Here is a 15,352-nt window from a genome sequence, read left to right as displayed (position 1 = left end):
GCCCGCGTGCGGTGCTCCTCAGCCCCGCCCCTCCAGCCACGCGTCGAGGCCCGCCACCGTGGGCGTACGCAGGACCTGGCGCAGGCTCGGGCGGACGCCGAAGTGGGAGGTGATGAGCCGGACGAGCCGGAAGGCGCGCAGGGAGTCGCCGCCCAGGTCCAGGAAGCTGTCGTCGACGCTCACCTCGGGGACGTCGAGCACGGTGGCGAACAGCGCGCACAGCTTCTTCTCCCGCTCGGTGCGCGGCGGGCGGCCCCGGCCGCCGGCAGGCGCTCGCCGGGGCGCGGGCAGCGCGTCGCGGTCCACCTTGCCGTTGGGGGTGAGGGGCAGGGCCGCCAGCACGACCACCGCCGCGGGCACCATGTACGCCGGGAGGACGCCCCCGAGGCGTTCGAGGATGACGGGTTCGGAGGGGACGCCGGGTCCAGGCGGGCTGGCGGGCTCGCGGAGGGCAGCCGGTTCGCGGACGGTAGCCGGTTCGCCGGGGCCGCGCTCCGGCTCCGGTACGACGTAGGCGACGAGCCGGACCGTTCCGTCCTGCTCGCGGGACGCCGTCACGACGGCGCGGCCGATGCCCGGCTGCCGGCCGAGAGCCGCCTCGACCTCGCCCAGTTCGACGCGGAAGCCCCGGATCTTCACCTGGCCGTCCCCGCGCCCCAGGAACTCCAGCGCGCTGCCCGCGCCGAGGCGCACCAGGTCGCCCGTCCGGTACATGCGCTCGCCCGGCGGGCCGTAGGGGTCGGCCAGAAATCGCTCCGCGGTCGGCCCCGGGCGGTCCAGGTAGCCGCGCGCGACGCCATGGCCCGCGACGTACAGCTCGCCGGTCTCGCCCTCCGCCACCGGAGCGAGCCTCCCATCGAGCACGTACGCCCTGGTGCCGCCGCGCGGCCGGCCCAGCGGCAGGGGACGGCCGTCGTCCAGGGGCTTCTCCACGACCAGGTGCGTGGCGAACAGCGTGGTCTCGGTGGGCCCGTACAGATGCCGGATGCGGACTCCGGGGCAGGCCGCGAGGACCCGGTTCACCGCTTGCGTCGGGACCACGTCCCCGCCGGTGAGCACTTCCCGTACGGACGCGAACGCCTGCGGGGTGTCGTTGGCGAGCGCGGCGAACAGGCCGGCGGTGACGTGCACCGCGGTCACGCCGTGCCGGGTCAGCAGAGTGTGCAGCAGCGCTCCGTCGAGGGGTTCGTCGGGGGCCACCACGATCCGTCCGCCGGTCAGCAGCGGCACCCACACCTCGTAGGTGGAGACGTCGAAGGCGTAGGGCGCGTGGAAGAGCACGGCCCGGTGCGCGCCGTCCGCCCAACTGGCGTCCGTTACGAGGCCGAGGACCGCCTCGTGCGTCACGGCCACGCACTTGGGCGCGTCCGTCGTACCGGAGGTGTGCATCACGTACGCCAGGGACAGGCCGCCGCGCCCATTCCCCCGCTCGGCCGGAGCCGGAGCCGGGGCCATGGCCGGGTGCGGCACGGGGGCCGACGCCGGGTCCTCGTCCACGACGACGGTGCGCGCGGCGTGGTCGAAGCCGACGGGGGCGAAGCTCTTGTCGACGAGCAGGACGCCGGCCCCGGAGTCGGCCGTCACCAGGGCGTGCCGGGCGGGCGGGTAGCCGGTGTGCAGGGGCACGTAGGCGGCGCCCGCCTTGAGGACCGCCAGGAGCGAGACGACGAGGGCGGAAGAGCGCCGTTGGAGGACGGCGACGCGTGCCTCCGTTCCCACGCCCAGGCGCACCAGTCGTTGGGCGAGCCGGTCCGCGCGGGCGTCGAGCTCCGCGTAGGTGAGCGCGTGCTCGCCGTCCTCGACAGCGATGGCCTCGGGGTGGCGCGCGGCCTGGGCCGCGAAGAGACCATGAATCGTTGAACAATCCGGGCCCGGACTCGGACCCAGGGGCGCGCCCGGACTGGCACTCGGCCTCGGACTCGGGTTCGGGTTCGGGTTCGGACCCAGGTTCGGACTCGGACTCGCGCTCGGCGTTGTCACGGGACGGTTCGCCTTCCTGTGGGGAGTGGGGCGCTGCTCCTGGCGACGGGGCCGGGCGGCAGGGGCCGGGGGCCCGACCCCGAGACCGGGAATCGACGACCGGGGTCGAGAGCCGGAAGCCGGGGTCGAGAGCCGGAAGCCGGGGCCGCGAAGCCCGGAACCCGGAACCGGGAACCCAGAGCCCGGAACCCGGGGCTCAGAGCCCCGAGCCGCGCCGCCGTGGCGGGAGGCGCGCCCGGGAGCGGCGGGTCAGGACCCGGGGTCGGTCCAGCGCATGCCGTCGAGGGAGGGGACGAGGCCGTTCTCGCGTATGGGCTCGTCGTCGAAGCTCTCCCCCAGAGCGGCCTGAACCTGGACCTTCGCGCCGGCTTCGAGGGTCGCGTCGACGAACGGCGAGTCGAACAGGGCGCCTTCGTCGGAGGCGCCGCCGCCGACGAGTTCGACGAATGCCTCAAGGGGCGACCCGGTGGCGTGGGTGATCCGCCGGGCGGTCCAGAAGTAGGAGTCCGAGTCCTGGCGCATGTCGTAGAACGACATCAGGAAGTCATGGAACCGGCCGAACTCGTCGCGGTAGCGCGCCTCGAACTCCTCGAAGCACCGCGTCTCGTCGGGGCTTCCGGGACCGCCGCTGAGGACGGTGTTGATGGACCGGGCCGCCAGCAGCGCGCTGTAGGTGGACAGGTGCACGCCCGAGGAGAAGACCGGGTCGATGAAGCAGGCCGCGTCGCCGACGAGGACCATGCCCGGTCGCCAGAACCTCTCCTGGCAGTAGGAGTAGTCCTTGCGGACGCGGATCTCGCCGTACGGCCCGGTGGTGACGCGCCGGGCGTCGGCCAGGTACTCGGCGATGAGCGGGCATTCCTCGATCAGCCGGGCCAGCGCCTGCTCGCGGTCGCCCTGGACACGCTCCAGTGCGTCGCGGTGCAGTACGGCGCCGACGCTGGTGAGCTGGTCGGTGAGGGGGATGTACCAGAACCAGCCGGACTCGAAGGCCGCGCACAGGATGTTCCCGCTGTTGGGTTCCGGGAGCCGTCTGCCGCCTTCGAAGTAGCCGAAGAGCGCGATGTTCTTGAAGAACTCGGAGTACACGCGCCGGCCGCCCGTACGGCCGTGGATGCGGCTGCCGTTGCCGGAGGCGTCGACGACGAACCGGGCGCGGGCCTCGCGGCGGACGCCGTCGGGGTCGGCGAAGCGCACCCCGCCCACCCGTCCGTCCGCTTCCAGGACGTCCACGACCGGGCACCGCTCGCGGACCTCGACGCCCTTGCGGCGGGCGTTGTCCAGCAGGATCTGGTCGAACCGCATCCGCTCGACCTGGTAGGCCGTGGAGGTGGGGCCGGGGAACCGCGACGAGACGGCGAAGGCGAACGTCCACGGCTCCGGGCTCTTGCCCCAGCGGAAGGTGCCGCCGCGCTTGGTCGTGAACCGCGCCGCCTCCAGTTCGGGCAGGACGCCCAGGAGCTTGCCGATGCCGTGGACGGTGGCGGGCAGCAGGGACTCGCCGATCTGATAGCGGGGAAATCGCTCCTTCTCCAGGAGCAGCACCCGGGCGCCCCGCATGGCGGTGAGCGTCGCGACGGTGGAGCCGCCGGGGCCGCCGCCGACGACGATCACGTCGTATTCAGGGTCTGTCGTACGGCGCGTCGTACGGGGCATGGTCCGGCTCCTCGGGAGGGGTTGGGGCGACGGGGCTCTCGTACGGGATGCCGCTCGCGAGGAAACGCGGGCGGCTCGTGTTGAGGTAGTGGCCGCCCTCCTCGGTCCATGCGACGCGCAGGGCCGTACCGAACAGGGCCCACCCCCGCACGTCGTTCCGGCGGCCCGCGAGGGACGGGTCGTCTTCGGCCACGAGCGCCGTGACCGGGCAGCCGAGGGCGGCGGTCCCGTTCCGTCCGGCTTCGCGGTGGGCCGTGGCGAAGCAGTCGAGCGCGGTGCGGACGTCGTAGCGGAAGGCCCGCGCGATGTCGGCGCGTTCTTCGGGCGACAGTTGGTCCGCCGGTGGCAGTGGGATCGTGGGCGGCAGTTGATCCGTACGCGGTATGTGGTCCGTACGCGGTATGTGGTCCGTCCCCGGCTCCGACGAGTCGGGGTCGGTGTCGGTGTCGGCGGGAGCGACAGCGGACTCGGCGAACCCGGCGAACAGCTCCGCGTCCGGCAGGGCGGCGGCCGCGCGGGCCGGGTGGTCGTCCAGGTCCTCCGGGGAGGGCGGCAGGCCGGCCACGGCCACGAGGCGGGCGGCGGGACGGCCCATGGCGCACAGGGCCATGCCGGCGGTGAGGGCCGGCCCGGTGCCCGAGCTGTGCCCCAGCAGCACCACGTCGCCCGGAACCGCCCCGGCGATCTCCTGGGCCAGGGCCGCGGTGAGCCGGTCCGCCGGTACGGCCGGCCGGTCGTCGTCGCGGTCGCGCCCCGGCAGGTCGGCCGCGAGCACCCGGAGCGGCTTGCCGTCCTCGTGCAGGGCGCGGGCGAGGGGGAGGTAGCCGAACGCCCCGCCGCCGGCGTACGGCAGACACACCACGGTGGCCGTCCCGGGGGCGGCCGTCAGTCCCGCCGCTTCCGTGAGGTCGGTCAGCAGCGGGCGAACGGCGGTCACCGCGGCCCGCCGAGGCCGCGTCGGGGCCGGCCGCCGGCAGTCGCGACCGTGCCACCCTGCCCCATGGACATGAACATGGACATGGCCACGGACATGAACATGAACAAGGACAAGGACATGTTCACGCGCCGTGGCTGTCGACCGCGGCGGCGAAGAGCTGGCGGTACTGCTCGGTCCCCAGGTCGACGTAGATCTCCAGGTCCGCGTACGCGTCCGCCGCCGAACCATAGGTCTCGACGGCCTGTGCCGTCGTCTGGAACATCATGTCGTCGTGGCCGTGGGAGTCGTCGAGGTCGAGGTGGGCCTGGGCGCCTCTGGTGCAGGCGATGCCGAACTCCTTCGCCGCGGCGTCGGTGATGGCCTGCATATAGCGGTCCGACCACCACTCCAGGTACCAGTCCCACAGGGCGACCGGCGCGGGCCCGCGCTCGTCGGTGGCCAGGCGCAGATAGCCCATGGTCTTCGCCGTCGCCGGGAGGACCTTGGTCGCGTCGATCTGCTCCAGGGTCACGCCGAGCCCCGCCAAGTCCTTGACGAACATGCCCTCGTGACCGATTTCGTCCGCGAGGTACCGCGCGAGTTTCCCCGCGAGCCGGTAGTCGCCGTAGCTCGCCTTGTAGAGGGCGTAGGCGTCGGCCACGTTGTTGAGCCGGATCTGCAGAACGACCTCGATCATGTACCGCTTGTAGAACTCGCGGTCGGTCCACGTCCCCTCGTGCCACTCGCGGAGCCTCGGTACGGCCTCGAACTGACGCTCCGTGAGTTCAAGGGCGAGGTTCTCCAGCTTCGCCCGGTCCAGACTCTCCGTCATCGCTCGCCCACCACTCGCTTTCCGTCGTTGTTCGTCGCTTTCCCTATGGCGGCCGCGCCCGTGGCCCGCGCCCGGCGGTCAGCCGTGGAAGTAGTCCTCCGCCCCGCCGTCCCGGACGGTGTCGAGGGTGAAGCAGTGGAAGCCCCCGCCGAACAGCCGCCGGTGCCGGTGGCGTACGGGCACGGCGGTGAAGCCGTGCCGCTCCAGCGTCCGTACGAGATCCGGGCACGCGTCGTTGACCAGCACGGTGTCGGGGCTCACGGACAGGACGTTCAGGTCGATGAACGGGCTGGTCAGGATGAGGTCGTCATCGTCGTACGCGGGGAAGCTGTCCGACTGGGGCGGCGGGGCGACGATGAGGTCCCAGGAGCGCAGCCACTCGGGCAGCACGTCGGCGACCTCCGGGGAGCGCACCAGCAGGGTCCCCGGGCGCAGGGCGAGGACCATGCTGTCGATATGGCTGTCGCTGATTCCGTACACCCGGTGGATACGGAACCGGCCGTGCAAATGGCGTTCCAGCCAGTCGACGCCCAGGGCGTGGTTGGCGGTCGAGATGTTGGCGACGATGTCCCGGCCGAGGCGCAGGCACTGCGCGGCGTCGAACATCATCTCGTGGCCGACGTCGTACGGGGACGGCCGCGCTTCGTCGACCGGTTCGGCCGTGGCGGTGCGCTCGGCGTAGGAACGGTCGAAAGAGGCGTCGGTCATCAGCGGCCGGGGCATCACGGTCCACCGGGCGCCCTGGCGGAAATAGTCGGCGAAGACCGGGGTGAGGAACTGGGTTTCGAAATAGCGGGACCGGATCATCGGGGGCGTCTCGATGATTTCGTCGCCGACTATGAGCGTGTTGTCCCGCAGGTTCAGGGGCGGCACGACCGCCGCCGACCAGGCGGGGGTCCGTACTTCGGTGGTGCGGGCGTCCAGTTCCATCGGCCGGAGCACCGTCACCGCCAGGTCCTCAAGGGCCTTGACGATCCCTTCGATGTCCTCGTTCAGCTCGTCGACGTACCGCTGCTTGATCAGTGAGCGGCCGGGCGCGGCGGGCGATCCGCCGCCCGTGGTGAGCCGGGGGTAATACCAGGTGGATTCGGCGAAGTTCTCGTGGAAGAACAGCTCGAACGACAGCTCGCGCTCGTGGGAGGTGTAGTTCGACGCCGATCCGACCACGACCTCGCGCAGTGGCGACCATTCGTCGTAGCTGTTCAGCCGCATCGATGGGCTCTCCTCTGGGGCTTCGAAAGGACCGGGGCAGCAGCATCGGGGACGGGACGGGGGGTGAGGGCCGGGCGAATGATGGGCCGATGACGCGCCGAAGAATGGCGGATTTTTCTTTATACAGAACGCGTGGGACGTTCGGCAATGCCCGATCCGAAGATCACAACTCCCCGGTACGCCCCCCCTGTCATCCCGCCGCCTCCTTTTGATCTTCGACCGTCGGCCGTTCGGATTCCTCCGCCAAAGGACGGCACACGGCGGAAACCGCCGACCGTGCAACATGGCTGAAATATTGCGCCCCGGGATCGACACCCCTTGGAGGGTCCTTGCGTGACCCCTTAGGCGACCCTTGAGACGACACCCCGGGCGCCAACTACACCATGCTGCCCGACTGTTGACTAGTCTTGCCCGCTGTGCCATCGTGGCGAAATGGCCTCCTGTCGGGGGGAATGACCGGAGGGAATATCTCCCCTTCCGTCATCCGGGGCGACCGAGTAATTGCGCGTTCCGTTCGGTCTCCATGTGCGCCCGGCCGACAATAGGACAAACAGCGGCGTGAGAACTCGCGCACAACTCGGCAGAGGCGGAGTCGGAACGACGTTCCTGTGCGGGACAGTGCGTATTACCGGTCACTGGTTACCGGTTACTGGTTACCGGTTGCCGACGCTGTCGACCGTGCCCGGCCTCCAAACCCGTAAGGAAAGGAAAAGGCCCTCATGAGGAAAGACTCGGATCTCAGGCTCGACGATCTCGCGCACGTGAACCCGGAGCAGTTGCAAGGCTTCCTGGAGGAGCGCTCCACCGCCGCCGTCCACGGCGCGACGGACGCGTACTTCTCGGGCCCGCGGGCCCAGACGGTGCGCGGCGCGACGGACGCCCACTTCTCCGCGCCGCGCGCCCAGACCGTACGCGGCGCCACGGACGCCCACTTCTCGGCACCGCGGGCCCAGACCGTACGCGGCGCCACGGACGCCCACTTCTCGGCACCGCGCGCCCAGACCGTACGCGGCGCCACGGACTCCTACTTCTCCGCACCGCGGGCCCAGAACGTCCGCTGAGCCCCCGAAGACCACGGAAGACCACGGAAAGACCACGGAAAGACCACGGAAAGACCGCGGAAGACCGCGGAAGACCGCGGAAGGTCACGGAAAGCCGCAGAGAGCCGCGGAAGGTCGTGACCGCGGCCAAGTCGAGTCCCTGTCCGCCGGAAGACGGGCAGGGGCTCGCGATCGTCCGCACATACGGAGACATACAGAGAAATACGAAGACAGACAGGCACAGGCACAGACACGGAGATGGAGACGGAGACAGCGTGAAGATGCGGGCTCACGCCCCCAAGGCCGCCGGCCCCGGCGTCCACCGCGAGGTCACCACCCAGGAGACCTGGGAGCGCATCGCGCCCCACCTGCGCCGGGCCGGCATCACGCGGCTCGCCGACATCACCGGCCTCGACTACCTCGGCATCCCCGTATACAGCGCCGTCATCCCGAGATCCAACGACAGCATCTCGGTCTACAGCGGCAAAGGGGCCACCCCCATCGACGCGAAGGTCAGCGCCGCGATGGAGGCGATCGAGCGCTTCTCGGCCTGGCTGCCCGTACGCCCCGACCTCGTCGCCTCGTACGACGAGCTGGCCGCGGCAGGCGAGACGGTCATGCACCCCGCCGAATACACCCTCGAACTCGCCCCCGGCTACCGCGACGACAACCCCATCTCGTGGCTCCGCGGCTGGGACCTGCTCTCCGAAGAGCCCGTACTGGTTCCGCAGGACGGCGCGGTCTACCAGGCCCGGCTGCACGAGGAGCCGTGCTACCGCATCGCCACCACCACGGGCCTGGCCTCGGGCAACAGCGTCGAGGAGGCGATCTGCCACGCCCTGTGCGAGCTGATCGAGCGGGACTCGATGACGCTGGCCGAGCTGGTGAGCAACTACCTCCCGCAGGTGCTGGCCGGCGAGGAGCGGGACCCGCGCACCCTGCCCGCCACCATCGACCGGCTCCGCGGCCGCCATCCGCACCTGCGGCTGGAGACCGCGCCGCCCGCCGCGCAGGCCATGCTCGCCCGCTTCCACGCGGCCGGTATCGACGTCCGCGCCATCGACGTCACCTCTCCCCTGGGCATCCCCACCGTCTTCGCGGCGACGAGCGAGGACATCGGGCCCGCCACCTCGCAGGGGCACTGCGGTTACGGGGCCCACCCCGACCCAGAGGTGGCGCTGACGCGCGCGCTCAGCGAATGCGCGCAGGCCAGGGCCGTCGACATCCAGGCCATGCGCGAGGACATCAGCCTGCCCGGCGCGGAGGTCACCAAGTACGAGCTGCACGTACGGCGTTCGGCCGCCGTGGACAAGAGCACGTGGGCCTGGCAGCCGGCGAGCCGTACGGTCGGCATGGCGGACCTCCCCGCCTTCCCCTCCGACGACGTCCGGGCGGACATCGACCTCATGCTCGGCCGATTGCGCGAAGCGGGCATCCCCCGGGCGGTCATGGTCGACCTGTCGCCCCCTCAGATACCGGTCAACGTGGTACGGGTGATCGCACCCGGGCTCGAATCCTGGGCGACCGACTACTGCCGGATCGGGCCGCGCGCCGCGCACGCGTGGCGGACGGCCGTACAGGAACTGCTCGCGCCCCCGCCCGACGTCTCCGCCACCCGCACGACCTGACACGCGTCTCTCGCCTCAGCCCAGTCCCCCTCAGCCCCGTCTCTCTCAGTCCCCTCGCCTCACCGTCCTCTTTCGGCCCGGCCTCCGGGCCTGCCTAGCATCTGGGAGCGTTCTCCATGGACCCGGTGGTCTTCCTCGGCCCGAGCCTCGACCGCGCCGTCGCGGCCCGGACGCTCGACGCCGAATTCCTGCCGCCCATCGTCCGTGGCGACATCGACGCGCTGCTCGCCCGGCCCCATCCGCCCTGCGTGATCGGCATCGTGGACGGCCGGTTCCTGGACAGCCTGGCCGTCTCCCCCAAGGAGGTGCTGCGAGCCGTCGACGCGGGCATCCCGGTCTACGGCTCGTCCAGCATGGGGGCGCTCCGCGCCGCCGAATGCGCCCCGTTCGGGGTGACGGGCGTCGGCCGCATCTACGACGCCTACGCCTCCGGGGCCGTCGACGCCGACGACGAAGTGGCCATCGTCTACGACCCCGACACCCTGTGCGCCACCTCCGAACCGCTGATCAACCTCCGGTTCGCCATCGAGGACGGAGTCGCCGAGGGCGAGTTCGGCGCCGCCGTCGGCGAGCGGTTCCTGGCCGTCGCCAAGTCGCTGCACTTTCCCGATCGGACGGTGGCGAACGTCCTCCGCGGGCTGGCGGCCGAAGGCTTGGCGGCAGAGACGGGGACAGTGGCGGAGACGGCGGCGGAAAGGGACAGGATCGCCGCCTACTTCGCCGACCGCGCGCCCGACACCAAGGCGGAGGACGCCCTCGCGCTCCTTGGCACCCTCCGCGACCACATCGCGGCGGCGGGGGCCCCCGCGCCGCCGGAGCCTACGATCACAAAGGCCCCGGAGAAGACTCCGGACAGCGGCAGGGCCACGGCCACGGATTCCGACACGGTCACGCACACGCCGCCGGGCCGCTTCGAAAGGGCCCGTTCTTGATCCGTACCTACCGGTCACTCCTCCAAGTCCCCGGCGCCGCCCGCTTCAGCGCCGCCGCGTTCGTCGGCCGGCTGCCCGTACCCATGCTCGGGCTCGGCGTCGTCCTGCTGGTCTCCGCGCGGTCGGGCTCGTACGGGACGGCCGGTGTCGTCGCGGCCGTGACCATGCTCGGTTACGCGCTGACGGCGCCGCTGGCCGGCCGGTTCGTGGACCGTTTCGGGCAACGCCGGGTGCTGCTCGTCTCCGCCGCCGTCCACGGCGCGGGGCTGGTGACGCTCATGTCCGCCACGACCGCCACGGTGTGGCTGCTGTGCCTGGCGGGGATCGTGACGGGTGCGTCCCGGCCATCGACGGGCACGATGGTACGTACGCGATGGGCGTACGTACTCCCGACGGCCGCCCCCGAGCCGCCCGCGGCCCCGCCCGTAGGAGAACCCAGCACCCCCCCGGGGCACGACAACCACCGGACGGACTCCGGGGAGAGAGCGGCCTCCTGGGAGAGAGCAGCCCGGCGGGGGGCGCCCCCAGCCGTCACGCTGGAGACCGCGTTCTCCTTCGAGGCGGTGCTGGACGAGGTGACCTTCATCGCGGGTCCCGTCCTCGTCACCGCGTTGGCCACGCGCCTGAGCCCTTGGGCCGGGCTGCTGTGCTGTCTGGTGCTGACCGTCGGCGGCGCCACGGCGCTGGCGCTGCAACGCGCCACCGAACCCCCGCCGTTGCGGAGCCACGAGCACCGGGGTTCCGCGCTCACCGTGCCCGGCATGCCCGTCATCACCGCCGTGGCCTTCTCCAACCTCCTCGGCGTCGGCGTCCTCGACCTCGCCATCGTCGCCCGCGCCGACAGCCTGGGCTCGCGCGCCCTGTCCGGCCCCCTGCTGGCGATGCTCGCCGTCGGGAGCATGCTGGGCGGGCTCTGGTACGGCAGCCGCGCCTGGCGCGCCGCCCCGCGCGTACTGTGGCTGCGCTGTCTGGGCGTCCAAGTCGTCGGTCTGGTCCCCCTCGCCCTCTCCCCCGGCCTGCCCGCGCTGGTCGTCGCGATGCTCGTCGCCGGCCTGACCGTGGCCCCGATCGGCGTCTCCGGCCTCGTACTGATGGAACGGCTGCTGCCCCCGCACCTGCTCACCGAGGGCATGGCGGCGGAAACCGCGGCCATGGCGCTCGGCGCGGCGGTCGGCGGCTGGCTCTCCGGAACCGTGGTCGAGGCCCTGGGCGCCGCCCGCGCCCTCGCCCTGCCCGCCGCCGCGGCGGCCCTCGCCTTCCTGATCGCCGTCTGCTGTTCCCGGTCGATCGCCTCGCCGACCGCTGACGCCGACGCCGTGGCGGCGACCGTGGCGGAGGAGTGTCCGCCGCCTCCGCCGCCCGGCCGAGGGAGGGAGTCCGGGCGCGAGAAAGCGTCCGGCCCCGGAAAGGAGTCCGATCGCGAGAGGGAGTCCGGGCAGCCGCTGTGAAGCCCGTCTTCGGCGCGGTGGTCGATCGCGAGTCCGTACGTCTCCTGGCCCAGCGCCCGCCGCCACCCTCAGAGGTCCAGCGCCCCGAACGGCCCAAATCAGCCGAATCACCCGCGCCCCCACCCCGAGAAGGGAAGCCACGATGCCCCGCCTGCTCATCGGCAACGACTTCACCGAGGATCTGGAGAACGCCGGTGAACAACGGCTGGCCACCGCGCGCTGGCACGCCAAGCGCGCCGTCTTCTTCGCCCGGGACCACGATGTACTGGTCCTCCCGGAGGCCCCGGACGACTCCTTCGTCCGTTACGTGACCGCCCTCACCGGCACCGACCCCGCCTCCCTCGCCGTCGTCACCCCGCCCGAACCCGCCATGCTGACCCCGGCGACGCTCGCCGACCCCTCCCTCCGCGAGCGCGTACGAGCCACGCTGGCCGGGCGGCGAATCGACGCGGTGATCCCCCTCCACCCCGACCCGGCGGCGGTGGACCTGGCCCGTGGCCTCGGACTGCTGGACGCGGTGGCCGGGCACGCGTTCATCGCCCAGGGCGGGGGCTCGTTGGCCAACAGCAAGGCCGTTTTCCGGGCCTTGGCGGCCGGTACGGGCGCGCCGATCCCCGAGGGGGCGGTGTGCGCCGACCCGGAGGCGGCGGCGCGGGCGGTGTGCCCCCTGTTCGAGCAGGGCCATCCCGTGATCGTCAAACACGAGTACCGCCAGGCCACCAGGGGCAACGAAATCCTCAGCCCGGTCGGCGGCATCACGGCATGGGGCGCGCGGCGGCTGACCGTCCTCGGCGACAGCGGCGCCGTCGCCGGATACCTGCGGGACCACTGGGGAGAGCTGGCCGGCGACGGGGGCCAGGGTCACCGCCTGGTGGTGGAGCGGTACTTCCCCGGCTCCACGGCCCTCTTCGCCGAGTTCACCCTCACGGACGCGGGTACGGGGCCGGGTACGGGCGGGGGCAGTGGTACGGGCAGAGGTACGGGCACGGGCATCGAACCGGCCGGTCAGGGCGAGATGGTCTACGACCCGAAGCCCAGCGCCCAGATCATGCCGGTACGCACCGTCGACCCGGAGCTGACCGCCGAACTCCTCGCGCGGGGGCGCGCCTTGTGCGAGCCCCTGCACGCGATGGGCTACCGCGGCACGCTCAGCACCGACGCGATCGTCACCCCGGCGGGGCAGTTGTACTTCACCGAGTTCAACGGCCGTACCACCGGCTCCTCCCACATCTACGCGGAGATCGGCGCGCGGATCGTCGGCCCCGACTACCCGGCCCGCCGCGTGCTGCTGGAACACGTCGCCTGGCCCGTCACCTCGTTCGACCGAGCGGTCGCCGCCCTGTCGGACGCCGGTCTCGCCTACAGTCAGGACACCCGTACCGGCGTCGTCATCAGCACCGCCTTCGACGCGGCCTACAAGGACCTCTGCTTCTGCGCGGTCTCCGAAGACCTCGCCGGCGCCAGAAAACTCCGCCAACGCGTACTCGACCTGCCCGACGCCTGACCGCCCTGCCGAGTGGGGCTGGGGCCCACGCCGCCCGCCCCTGCGATCGCCCGGAGCGACCGTCCGCCCACCGGCCGCCGGCCGCCGCCCAGGTGATCGTCACCGGAGCGCGAACACCCGTTCCGCGGTGCGGTGGCTGATGGCGGCGCGCTGCGGCTCGGTGAGCGGGGCCTCGCGGAGGAAGGCGACCGCGTCGGCCGGGTCCTCGTACGGTGTGTCGATGGCGAACATGATGTTGTCCTCGCCGACGGCGCGCAGTACGAGGCCGAGCACGTCCGGATCATCGATACCGCTGGTGGTCACGGCGAAGTTGCGGCGGAAGTATTCGCTGGGGGTGAGTTCCAGCGTCGGCATGGGTGTGGCTGCCCCCGCGACCCGCTGGGCGAAGGCGTGCCGGTTGTCGATCCGTCGCAGCCAGAAGGGGATTCCCTCGCCGAGGTGGCCGAGGACGACCGTCAGCCCCGGAAACCGGTCGAGGGTGCCGCTGAGGATGAGCCGCATGGCGTGCAGCCCGGCCTCGGCCTGGTACCCCCAGATGGCTCCGGAGAGCCCGTAGTCGAGGTAGCCGCCGCGCGCCGCGGGGATGCGCGGGTGCAGATAGATCGGCGCCCGGGCGGCCTCGGCGGCTTCGAGCAGCGGGGCGAACTCCGGCGCGTCGAGGTATCTGCCGCCGGTGTGCGAATTGATCATGACGCCGTTGAGGCCGAGCGGTCCCATGACGCGCCGGATCTCCTCGGCTGCGGCGGCGGGGTCCTGCGGAGCGAGCGTGCCGAGTCCGGCGAACCGTCCCGCGTACCGCCGTACGATCCCGGCGAGCGCGTCGTTGAACTCCCGCGCCAGCGGCACGGCGTCCGCCGGCGGGTAGGACTGCACTCCGGGCGGGTTCAGGCTCAGCACCGCGAGGTCCTGCCCGAGCGCGTCCATCACCGCGATCCGTGCGTCCAGATCGGTCAGTCGGGCGCGCAGGGGATCGGAGCCTTCGACCGTGCGCATCAGGCCGGTCTCGGCCTCGTCGCCCGCCAGGACGCCGAGCCGGTGCGCGGTGCGCAGGAACGCCTCGGTTGCGATGTGTTCCTCCACGGCGATGACGCGGTCCATGGTTCTCCTCAGGCTCGTCGGCCGCCGTCGACGGACAGGGCCGTTCCGGTCACGTAGGAGGCTTCCGGCGAGCAGAGCCAGACCGCGGCGGCCGCTACCTCCTCGGGGTCGGCCAGCCGGCCCAGCGGGGTCACCGCCTCCTGCCGGGCGGTCAGATCGGTGCCCGCGGCGACGCTCTCGTACATGGCGGTCCGGGTCAGCGCCGGGCAGACGGCGTTCACCCGGATGTTGTCGGGCGCGTAGTCGACGGCGGCCACCTTGGTCAGGCCGACGACGCCGTGCTTGCCGGCCACGTAGGCGGGCGCGTGGGGAATGGCGTACAGGCCCCCGTTGGAGGCGATGTTGACGATCGCCCCGCCGCCCCGGCCGCGCAGCTCGGGCAGTTCGGCCCGCAGGCACAGGAAGGTGCCGGTCAGGTTGGTCCGCAGCACGTGCTCCCATTCCTCCAGCGCCATGTCGGTCAGTTCCCGGCCGGTGGATTGCAGGCCCGCGTTGTTCACCGCGAAATCGAGGCCGCCGAAGGCCGCCACCACGGCGGCGACGCCCGCGCGCACGGACTCCTCGTCGCCGATGTCCGCGGCGATCGCCCGCGCCGTGCCGCCCGCCGCCTCGATCAGCGCCACGGTCTCCTCGGCGGCGCCCACATCGAGGTCGAGCACCCCGACGGCGGCGCCCCGCCGGGCGAACGCGATCGCACTCGCCCGGCCGATCCCGCTCCCGGCCCCGGTGACCAGCCCGGCCTTGCCCTCGAAGCCGCTCACACCAGCTCCTCGTGATTGACCCACACCACCCGGTACGGGTACTTGGCCTGCCAGCGCTTGATGAGCTCCCCCGCCCCCGGCGCGGCGAACGAGGCGTTCAGCGCCGCCACATCGGCGAGCCCGAGCCGCACCACAGCACTGGCCACGAACACCGGACTGTGATCATCGGCCGGCACCCGAATGTGCCGCTTCGCCGCGAAGGTCTGGATGGCCCCGGAGTCCCTCATGACCTGTTCAATATCCCTCAGGTACTGATCCAGCTCGCTGTCGGGAATCTCGCCATCGAACGAAACAATCATCGTGTGGTTGATCATGCCTCGATACTGCCCCCGCCCCACCACACAA

Annotated in this window: 13 protein-coding genes; 5 read left to right on the top strand and 8 right to left on the bottom strand. The window is 71.9% G+C overall.

What is annotated here, in order from left to right:
• Positions 1–18: 18 nt before the first annotated feature.
• The 5 genes from IF55_RS17080 to IF55_RS17060 all read right to left on the bottom strand — a co-directional run bounded on the left by IF55_RS17080 (position 19) and on the right by IF55_RS17060 (position 6,596).
• A complete protein-coding gene (locus IF55_RS17080) occupies positions 19–1,854 on the bottom strand; it encodes a non-ribosomal peptide synthetase (RefSeq protein ID WP_281180983.1) in 1,836 nt (611 codons plus the stop codon).
• Between the two features lie 375 nt (positions 1,855–2,229).
• Positions 2,230–3,636 (bottom strand): tryptophan 7-halogenase, encoded by a 1,407-nt coding sequence (locus IF55_RS17075; RefSeq protein ID WP_030877117.1) that lies wholly within the window; start codon positions 3,634–3,636, stop codon positions 2,230–2,232.
• Positions 3,602–4,573 carry a thioesterase II family protein gene (locus IF55_RS17070; RefSeq protein ID WP_030877120.1) on the bottom strand — a complete coding sequence of 324 codons (972 nt, stop codon included), beginning with the start codon at positions 4,571–4,573 and terminating at the stop codon, positions 3,602–3,604. The genes IF55_RS17075 and IF55_RS17070 overlap by 35 nt, the downstream gene beginning before the upstream one ends.
• Positions 4,574–4,694: 121 nt before the next feature.
• Positions 4,695–5,384, bottom strand: a complete 690-nt coding sequence (locus IF55_RS17065) for an iron-containing redox enzyme family protein (RefSeq protein WP_030877123.1) — start codon at positions 5,382–5,384, stop codon at positions 4,695–4,697.
• A 78-nt stretch (positions 5,385–5,462) separates the two neighbouring features.
• Positions 5,463–6,596: a glycine amidinotransferase gene (locus IF55_RS17060; RefSeq protein WP_030877126.1), complete on the bottom strand. Its 1,134-nt coding sequence runs from the start codon at positions 6,594–6,596 to the stop codon at positions 5,463–5,465.
• A gap of 719 nt (positions 6,597–7,315) precedes the next feature.
• Here IF55_RS17060 and IF55_RS17055 point away from each other — a divergent pair.
• The 5 genes from IF55_RS17055 to IF55_RS17035 all read left to right on the top strand — a co-directional run bounded on the left by IF55_RS17055 (position 7,316) and on the right by IF55_RS17035 (position 13,148).
• Positions 7,316–7,657, top strand: coding sequence for a thiovarsolin family RiPP (locus tag IF55_RS17055; RefSeq protein WP_030877127.1), 342 nt, complete (start codon positions 7,316–7,318; stop codon positions 7,655–7,657).
• Between the two features lie 260 nt (positions 7,658–7,917).
• A complete protein-coding gene (locus IF55_RS17050; RefSeq protein WP_245661236.1) occupies positions 7,918–9,264 on the top strand; it encodes a YcaO-like family protein in 1,347 nt (448 codons plus the stop codon).
• Positions 9,265–9,380: 116 nt separating this feature from the next.
• A complete protein-coding gene (locus tag IF55_RS17045; protein ID WP_063763981.1) occupies positions 9,381–10,196 on the top strand; it encodes a TfuA-like protein in 816 nt (271 codons plus the stop codon).
• The gene (locus IF55_RS17040) at positions 10,193–11,644 is read left to right on the top strand and encodes an MFS transporter (protein WP_063763980.1); all 1,452 of its coding nucleotides are present in this window, start codon (positions 10,193–10,195) and stop codon (positions 11,642–11,644) included. Before IF55_RS17045 ends, IF55_RS17040 begins: the two co-directional genes overlap by 4 nt.
• 142 nt (positions 11,645–11,786) lie before the next feature.
• The gene (locus IF55_RS17035) at positions 11,787–13,148 is read left to right on the top strand and encodes a preATP grasp domain-containing protein (protein WP_030877136.1); all 1,362 of its coding nucleotides are present in this window, start codon (positions 11,787–11,789) and stop codon (positions 13,146–13,148) included.
• Positions 13,149–13,247: 99 nt separating this feature from the next.
• Here IF55_RS17035 and IF55_RS17030 read toward each other — a convergent pair whose 3' ends face one another.
• From IF55_RS17030 to IF55_RS17020, 3 genes are read right to left on the bottom strand one after another with little or no spacing between them, the layout of a single operon-like run.
• Entirely contained in the window at positions 13,248–14,246 is a 999-nt protein-coding gene (locus IF55_RS17030; protein ID WP_030877138.1) for an amidohydrolase family protein, read from the bottom strand.
• Between the two features lie 8 nt (positions 14,247–14,254).
• Positions 14,255–15,007: an SDR family NAD(P)-dependent oxidoreductase gene (locus tag IF55_RS17025; RefSeq protein WP_030877139.1), complete on the bottom strand. Its 753-nt coding sequence runs from the start codon at positions 15,005–15,007 to the stop codon at positions 14,255–14,257.
• On the bottom strand, positions 15,004–15,321 hold the full coding sequence (locus tag IF55_RS17020; RefSeq protein ID WP_030877141.1) for a hypothetical protein: 318 nt from the start codon (positions 15,319–15,321) through the stop codon (positions 15,004–15,006). The genes IF55_RS17025 and IF55_RS17020 overlap by 4 nt, the downstream gene beginning before the upstream one ends.
• Positions 15,322–15,352: the final 31 nt, after the last annotated feature.

The organism is Streptomyces varsoviensis, from assembly GCF_000718635.1.
Taxonomy (GTDB): domain Bacteria; phylum Actinomycetota; class Actinomycetes; order Streptomycetales; family Streptomycetaceae; genus Streptomyces; species Streptomyces varsoviensis.
Note: the sequence above shows the minus strand (reverse complement) of the source record. Positions and strands in the feature narration are given on the sequence as shown.